Source organism: Allobosea sp. OAE752 (assembly GCF_050433265.1).
In the GTDB taxonomy this organism is placed as follows: Bacteria; Pseudomonadota; Alphaproteobacteria; order Rhizobiales; family Beijerinckiaceae; genus Allobosea; species Allobosea spartocytisi.
This window is the reverse complement of sequence record NZ_JBNPXO010000003.1, coordinates 528,579-535,652: the sequence shown is the minus strand read 5'-3', so window position 1 is coordinate 535,652 and position 7,074 is coordinate 528,579. Positions and strand designations below refer to the sequence as shown.

General features: G+C 67.0%; 5 protein-coding genes. All 5 read left to right on the top strand.

The window, feature by feature from the left end; translation table 11 throughout:
* The first annotated feature begins 117 nt into the window (after nucleotides 1–117).
* The 5 genes from GGC47_RS11670 (at nucleotide 118) to GGC47_RS11650 (ending at nucleotide 7,039) form a co-directional block, all read left to right on the top strand.
* Entirely contained in the window at nucleotides 118–1,098 is a 981-nt protein-coding gene (locus GGC47_RS11670) for an aldo/keto reductase (RefSeq protein WP_038363430.1), read from the top strand.
* 345 nt (nucleotides 1,099–1,443) lie between these two features.
* The gene (locus GGC47_RS11665) at nucleotides 1,444–2,943 is read left to right on the top strand and encodes a M81 family metallopeptidase (RefSeq protein ID WP_142022166.1); all 1,500 of its coding nucleotides are present in this window, start codon (nucleotides 1,444–1,446) and stop codon (nucleotides 2,941–2,943) included.
* A gap of 43 nt (nucleotides 2,944–2,986) precedes the next feature.
* The gene (locus GGC47_RS11660) at nucleotides 2,987–4,147 is read left to right on the top strand and encodes a M20 aminoacylase family protein (RefSeq protein ID WP_142022165.1); all 1,161 of its coding nucleotides are present in this window, start codon (nucleotides 2,987–2,989) and stop codon (nucleotides 4,145–4,147) included.
* An 11-nt stretch (nucleotides 4,148–4,158) separates the two neighbouring features.
* A complete protein-coding gene (locus GGC47_RS11655) occupies nucleotides 4,159–5,295 on the top strand; it encodes a M20/M25/M40 family metallo-hydrolase (RefSeq protein WP_113252965.1) in 1,137 nt (378 codons plus the stop codon).
* A gap of 178 nt (nucleotides 5,296–5,473) precedes the next feature.
* Complete coding sequence (locus tag GGC47_RS11650; protein ID WP_429068101.1) at nucleotides 5,474–7,039, top strand: ABC transporter substrate-binding protein; 1,566 nt, start codon at nucleotides 5,474–5,476, stop codon at nucleotides 7,037–7,039.
* Nucleotides 7,040–7,074: the final 35 nt, after the last annotated feature.

Below are 7,074 nucleotides of genomic sequence, written 5' to 3'. Positions count from 1 at the left end.
GTCCTTTTCGCCGACGCCGGGCATGGCGGCATCTTCCAGCATCACGACGCCTTCCTGACGAAGGCCAGGGTGTTCCTGGCCGCCTGACCGCCAGCACCGCCCACAAGGACATATCAGATGGACCATATGACGTTCGGCCGTACCGGCCTTCAGCTTTCCAGACTCGCGCTTGGCACCGGCAATTTCGGCACCGGCTGGGGGTATGGCGCCGATCCTGAAACGGCGGTGGCCATTCTGGACGCCTACGCTGCGGCAGGCGGCAATTTCATCGACACGGCCGACGTCTATCAGTTCGGCCAGTCGGAAGAGATATTGGGCAAGGCGCTGGAGGGGCGGCGCGAGGATTTCGTCCTCGCCACCAAGTTTAGCAATGGCGCCTCGCCGGACGCCAACCGGCTGGTGAAGGGCAACAGCCGCAAGGCCATGATCGCCTCGGTCGAGGCGAGCCTGCGGCGCCTGAAGACCGATCGGATCGACCTCTACTGGGTGCATCATCCCGATGGCCTGACGCCCATGGAAGAGATCGTGCGCGGCCTCGACGATCTCGCGCGCGCCGGCAAGATTCTCTACGCCGGTCTCTCCAACTTCCCCGCCTGGCGGCTGGTACGCGCGGCGACGCTGACTGAGCTGACGCGAGCCGTGCCAATTGCTGCCGCGCAGTTCGAGCACAGCCTCGTCCATCGCGAACCCGAGGCCGATCTGTTCCCCGCCTGTCACGCCTTGGGAATCGCCGCTGTGACGTGGTCGCCTCTGGGCGGCGGCGTGCTGACCGGCAAATATCGCAAGGGTGAGACAGGGCGCGCCGAAGGATTTGGTGGCCGCGTCTTTCAGGCAGAGAACACGCCGCAACGCTCAGCCACCGTCGACGCCGTACTGCAGGTCGCCGAAGAGGCCAGCGCCAGTCCCGATCGCGTCGCCATCGCCTGGGCCATGACACACGGCGCCGTGCCGATCATCGGCCCGCGTTCGCTCGGGCAGTTGGAGAGTAATCTGGGCGCGGCGGCGCTGAAGCTCTCAGCGGAGCAGATTGCGCGCCTCGATGCGGCGAGCGCACCGGCGGGGGCGCCACCTCGCGCGACGACGCTCGCTGTCGCCTGACGCACGAGCTTACCGATGCCCCGCCAGGCCTCATTCAAGAGCATCGGGCTGCAGCGTTAGACGCGCTGGAGGCAGCGGCCGCCCTGGATACGAGAGACCCGGGCATATCGGCCGCCGCCGAGGACGGTGTCGACGATCGGTGCGTATCTGACCCGTGGCGCATGCTGCGCCCCGGAATTGAACACTCGGACGGGACGGGGCACAGCGGGAGGAGTTGGGCCTGAAGCCGACCCTGTGCGAATTTCGCGATTGAAAGCTCAATATCCGGGCAGCCGCGGTGAAAATTCTCACTTGGTCGGCGCGACGTGGCGTGTTTACCTCGGCTCTTCTCGATCGGAGCCTTCGATGTCCAGCCGCATCGCCTTCGGCGGTTTCCTGCATGAAACCAATACCTTCGCGCCGAGCAAGGCGGGGATGGACGCCTTCCAGCAAGGCGGAGGCTGGCCGCCGCTGGCGCGGGGCGAGGCGATCTTCGCGGCCGTGACCAACGTCAATGTTGGCGCCTCCGGCTTTCTCGACGTGGCCCGCGAGAAGGGCTGGGAAGCCGTGCCGACGCTATGGTGTGCCGCCAGCCCTTCGGCCCATGTCACGGCCGGGGCCTTCGAGACGATTGCAGGCGAGCTGGTGGAGCGGATTCGCGCGACGCTGCCGATCGACGGCGTCTATCTCGACCTGCATGGCGCGATGGTGAGCGAGAATTTCGACGATGGCGAGGGCGAGCTGCTGCGCCGGGTGCGGGCGGTGATCGGACCGGACGTGCCGCTGGTCGCGAGCCTCGACCTGCACGGCAACGTCACCCCGCTGATGGTCGAGGCCGCCGACATGCTCGTCGCCTACCGCACCTATCCGCATGTCGACATGGCCCTGACAGGTGCCCGTGCCGCGCAGGCCCTCGCCGGCCTGCTCGGCACCAAGAGGCGTCCAACCAAGGCCTTCCGGCAAATTCCCTATCTCATTCCCATTGCCTGGCAGGCAACGGCGATGGAACCTTGCCGCACGATCTATGCCGAGCTTGCCGCGCTGGAAGGCGAGACGGTGCCGAGCCTCTCCTTCCTGCCCGGTTTCCCGGCCGCCGACTTTCCGGATTGCGGGCCGACCGTCGTCGCCTATGGCACGACGCAGGCCGAGGCCGACGCGGCGGCCGACACGGTCGCCCGGCGGGTGATGGCGAGCGAGGCCGCCTTCAAGGGCAAGGTCTTCGAACCCGATGCCGGGGTGCGCGAGGCGATGCGGCTCGCAGCGAGCGCGACGAAGCCGATTGTGATCTCCGATACGCAGGACAATCCCGGCGCCGGGGGCGATTCCGACACGATGGGCATGGCAGCGGCCCTCGTGCGCAACGACGCCGAGCGCGCCGCAATTGGCGTCATCGTCGACCCCGAGGCCGCCGCCGCTGCCCATGAGGCGGGCGAGGGCGCGATCGTCACGCTCGCGCTTGGCGCGAAGTCCCGCATTCCCGGCGACGCCCCGCTCGTGGCGAGCTTCACCGTGGAGAAGCTGTCCGACGGCCGCTTCGTCGCGCCGGGCCCGTTCTATGGCGGCTCGCGCATAAATCTGGGGCCGAGCGCCTGCCTGCGCATCGGCGGGGTGCGCATCGTCGTCGGCTCGCGCAAAGCGCAGCTGGCCGACCGGGCGATGTATCGGCAGGTGGGCATCGAACCGGAGGAGCAGGCGATTCTCGTCAACAAGAGCTCGGTGCATTTCCGCGCCGATTTCGAGCCGATCGCCGAGACGATCCTCGTCTGCGCGGCACCCGGCCCGATGCCGGTCGATCCGGCGGTCCTGCCATGGCGCCGGCTGCGCCAGGGCTTGCGCACATCGCCGCTCGGCAGGCCGTTCGCCTGAGCACGTCCGCCCTCGCATCAGCCTTTCATCGCCTGGAGTTCCTATGCCCGTTCTGCCGCAGATCGACGCCTTCAAGGATGAGCTCACGGCGATCCGCCGCGATCTCCACGCCCATCCCGAGATCGGCTTCGAGGAGGTCCGTACCGCCGGCATCGTCGCCGACAAGCTGAGGGAGATGGGCATCGAGGTCCATACCGGCATCGGCACGACCGGCGTCGTCGGCGTGCTGCACGGCCAGGCCGGGCCGGGCCGACGCATCGGGTTGCGGGCCGATATGGACGCGCTGCCGATCCAGGAGACCACCAATTTGCCCTGGCGTTCGATCGTGGCTGGCAAGATGCACGCCTGTGGCCATGACGGGCACACCACCATGCTGCTCGGTGCCGCGCGCTACCTTGCGGAGAACCGGGGCTTCAAGGGCACCGCGATCTTCGTCTTCCAGCCGGCGGAGGAAGGGCTCGGCGGCGCGCGCCGGATGATCGCGGAAAAGCTGTTCGAACGCTTCCCCTGCGACGAGATCTACGGGTTGCACAACGCACCCAATCTCGAGCCCGGCCAGATCTCGGTCTTCCCCGGTCCCGCCATGGCCGGCGCGGATTTCTTCGATATCAAGGTCACCGGCAAGGGTAGCCACGGGGCCATGCCGCATATGGGGCGCGATCCTGTCATGGCGGCCATGAGCCTGGCCGCAGCGCTGCAGACCATTGTCAGCCGCAATGCCGACCCGCGCGAGGCCGCCGTGCTCTCGATCACCCAGGTCCATGCCGGCTCGGCCTACAACGTCATTCCGGAGGAGGCGGTGCTGGCCGGCACGATCCGTACCTTCTCGGAGGAGACGGGCGAGCTGGTGCGCCGCCGCATGCGCGAGATCGCGGCCGGCACGGCGGCGACCTTCGGCATGACGATCGAGGTCGACATCCGCAACATCTTCAACGTGCTGGTCAATCACGATGCCCCGGCGCAGGCGATGGCGGAGGTCGCCACCGAGATCGTCGGCGGCGCGAACGTGCTGACCGAGCCGAAGGCGATGATGGGCAGCGAGGATTTCGCCGACATGCTGCGCGTGGTGCCCGGTGCCTATGCCTGGGTCGGCCATGCCGGGGACGTGCCGGTGCACAACCCCGCCTATGTGCTCGACGACGGCATCCTGCCGGTCGGGGCGAGCCTGTTGGCGCGCATCGTCGAGACGCGGGCGGCGGCTTGAGGCGGGCGGCGATGGATCTCCGCACCCTGCCGCTCGACAGCGAGGTCCTGCTCGCAGGGCTCAAGCCCTGGATCGAGTGCGAGAGCCCGACCTTCGATCCCGCCGCCGTCAACCGCATGATGGACCTCGCAGCGGCCGAGACGGCGGCGGCGGGCGCCATGATCACCCGCATCCCCGGACCGCCCGGCCTCGGCGACTGCGTGCGCGGCGACTTTCCACATCCGCGGCGTGGGGAGCCCGGCATCCTGGTGATGTCGCATCTCGATACCGTGCATCCGGTCGGGACGCTCGAGACGCTGCCCTTCCGGCGCGAGGGCTCGCGCTGCTACGGCCCCGGCATTCTCGACATGAAGGGCGGCGCCTATGCCGCGCTGCAGGCCATCGTCGCGCTGGCGAAGGCCGGTATCGAGACGCCGCTGCCGGTCAGCGTGCTCTACACCAGCGACGAGGAAATCGGCAGCCCGGGTACGCGCGACATCATCATGGAGCAGACCCGCCGCGACCGCTTCGTGCTGGTGCCGGAGCCGGGCCAGCCGGGCGACGGCGTCGTCACCGGCCGCTACGCCATCGCTCGCTTCAATCTGCGGGCCGAGGGCCGGCCGAGCCATGCCGGCTCCCGCCTCAAGGACGGGCGCTCGGCCATCAACATGATGGCGCGCCAGCTCTTGGCCATCGAGGAGATGACCGGTGAGGATTGCACCTTCTCCGTCGGCGTCATCGAGGGCGGGCGCTGGGTCAACTGCGTGCCGACCCTCTGCAAGGCCGAAGCCCTGAGCATGGCAAAACGGCAGGCCGATCTCGACCGTGGCGTCGAGCGCATGCTCGCTCTCACCCGCCGCGAGGAGGACGGCACCGGCTTCACCGTGACGCGCGGCGTGACCCGCCCGGTTTGGGAGCCGGATGCGGGAACCCTGGCGCTCTACGGCCTCGCCCGCGAGATCGCCGGCGAACTGGGCTGGGAGCTCGGCCACGCCTCGGCCGGCGGGGGCTCCGACGCCAATTTCACCGGTGCGGCCGGCATCCCCTCCCTCGACGGGCTCGGCCTGCTGGGGGCCGGTTATCACACGCTGGAAGAGCATATCGAGATCGAGAGCCTGCCACGACGGATCAGGTTGATGGCGGGGCTGCTGGCGCGACTCGCGCCCTGAACGATTGACAGGGCGCTTCGACGGGGGAGCCTTTCGCATCGTGGCATGGCGCCTGCATAAGGCGGAACGGCAAGGCGGACAAAAGGCAAAAGAAGACGAAATACCGGCACTTGCGACCTGCACATCACGATCGGCAAAGCCGGCCGGGCAAACGGCCAGAGGGGAGATCAGCCTTATGATGTCGCGTTGGAAAATGGTTGCCGTGGGGGCAGCGCTGCTGGCCGGCAGCAGCATGGCGCAGGCCCAGACGACCATGAAGGTCGTCATGCATTCGGACGTGAAGATCGTCGATCCGATCTGGACCACCGCCTATATCGTCCGCAACCACGGCTACATGATCTACGACACCCTGTTCTCGATGGACGAGAAGGGTGAGATCAAGCCGCAGATGGTCGAGACCTTCACGGAGTCGCCGGACAAGCTGACCTACAAGTTCACCCTGCGCGACGGCCTGCTCTGGCATGACGGCAAGCCTGTCATGGCAGAGGACTGCATCGCTTCGATCAAGCGCTGGTCGGCCAAGGACCCGGTCGGCCAGAAGCTGATGACCTTCGTCGACTCGATCACCGCCGACGACGCCAAGAGCTTCACGGTCAAGCTGAAATCGCCGACCGGCCTGTTGATCTTCGGCCTCGGCAAGCCGTCCTCAAACGTGCCGTTCATGATGCCCAAGCGCGTCGCGGACACCGATCCCAACACGCAGATCTCCGAGTTCATCGGTTCCGGCCCCTTCGTCCTGAAGCAGGATGAGTGGAAGCCCGGCGACAAGATCGTCTACACCAAGTTCAAGGACTACAAACCGCGCTCCGAGCCGGCATCCGGCCTGGCCGGCGGCAAGGTCGTCCATGTCGACCGCGTCGAATGGCTTGCGGTCAGCGACCAGCAGCAGGCGGTCAATGCGCTGCTGGCGGGCGAGATCGACATGGTCGAGCAGCCCGCCTTCGACCTGATCCCGCTGCTCAAGGACGACAGCAACATCAAGCTGTGGAACTACAACCCGCTCGGGCTGCAGTACACGATGCGCTTCAACCACACGCAGCCGCCCTTCGACAATCCGAAGGTGCGCCAGGCCGTGACCTATGCGCTGAACCAGAAGGACTTCCTCGAAGCGACCGTCGGCAATCCCGACTACTACCAGGTCTGCAAGGCGATGTTCGTCTGCGGCTCGCCGCTCGCCTCCGAAAAGGGCATGGACGGGTTGCTCCAATCGAACTTCAAGAAATCGCAGGAGCTCCTGAAGGAGGCCGGCTATGATGGCAAGCCGGTGGTGCTTCTGCATTCGACCGACCTGCAGTCGCTGACCAATCTCGGCCCGGTCGCCAAGCAACTGCTCGAGAAGGGCGGCTTCAAGGTCGACATGCAGTCCTCGGACTGGCAGACGGTGGTCTCGCGACGCGTCCGCAAGGATCCGATCGACAAGGGCGGCTGGAACCTGATGCAGACCTCCTGGGTCTCGGCCGACATCCTGAACCCCGTCATGGCCGGCTTCTTCAATGCGAGCTGCGACAAGGCCGCCTTCGGCTGGCCCTGCGATGCGGAGATGGAGAAGCTGCGCGACGACTTCGCCCGCGAGCCCGATCCGGCGAAGCAGAAGGCGATTGCGGAAGCCGTGCAGGTCCGCTGGCGCGAGGTGGTGACCCATGTCCATCTCGGCCAGTACAACGTGCCGATCGCGGCCCGGAAGAACATCACCGGCATCCTGACGGCGCCGGCGCCGGTCTTCTGGAACGTCGAGAAGAAGTGAGCCGGATGCGCTTGCTCCTTTCCGGGAAGCCGTCC

Excerpts from the sequence above, each read along its gene's own strand:
- GGC47_RS11650 (WP_429068101.1), top strand. The coding sequence starts at position 5,474 with ATGTCGCGTTGGAAAATGGTTGCCGTGGGGGCAGCGCTGCTGGCCGGC.
- GGC47_RS11655 (WP_113252965.1), top strand. The coding sequence starts at position 4,159 with ATGGATCTCCGCACCCTGCCGCTCGACAGCGAGGTCCTGCTCGCAGGG.
- GGC47_RS11660 (WP_142022165.1), top strand. The coding sequence starts at position 2,987 with ATGCCCGTTCTGCCGCAGATCGACGCCTTCAAGGATGAGCTCACGGCG.
- GGC47_RS11665 (WP_142022166.1), top strand. The coding sequence starts at position 1,444 with ATGTCCAGCCGCATCGCCTTCGGCGGTTTCCTGCATGAAACCAATACC.
- GGC47_RS11670 (WP_038363430.1), top strand. The coding sequence starts at position 118 with ATGGACCATATGACGTTCGGCCGTACCGGCCTTCAGCTTTCCAGACTC.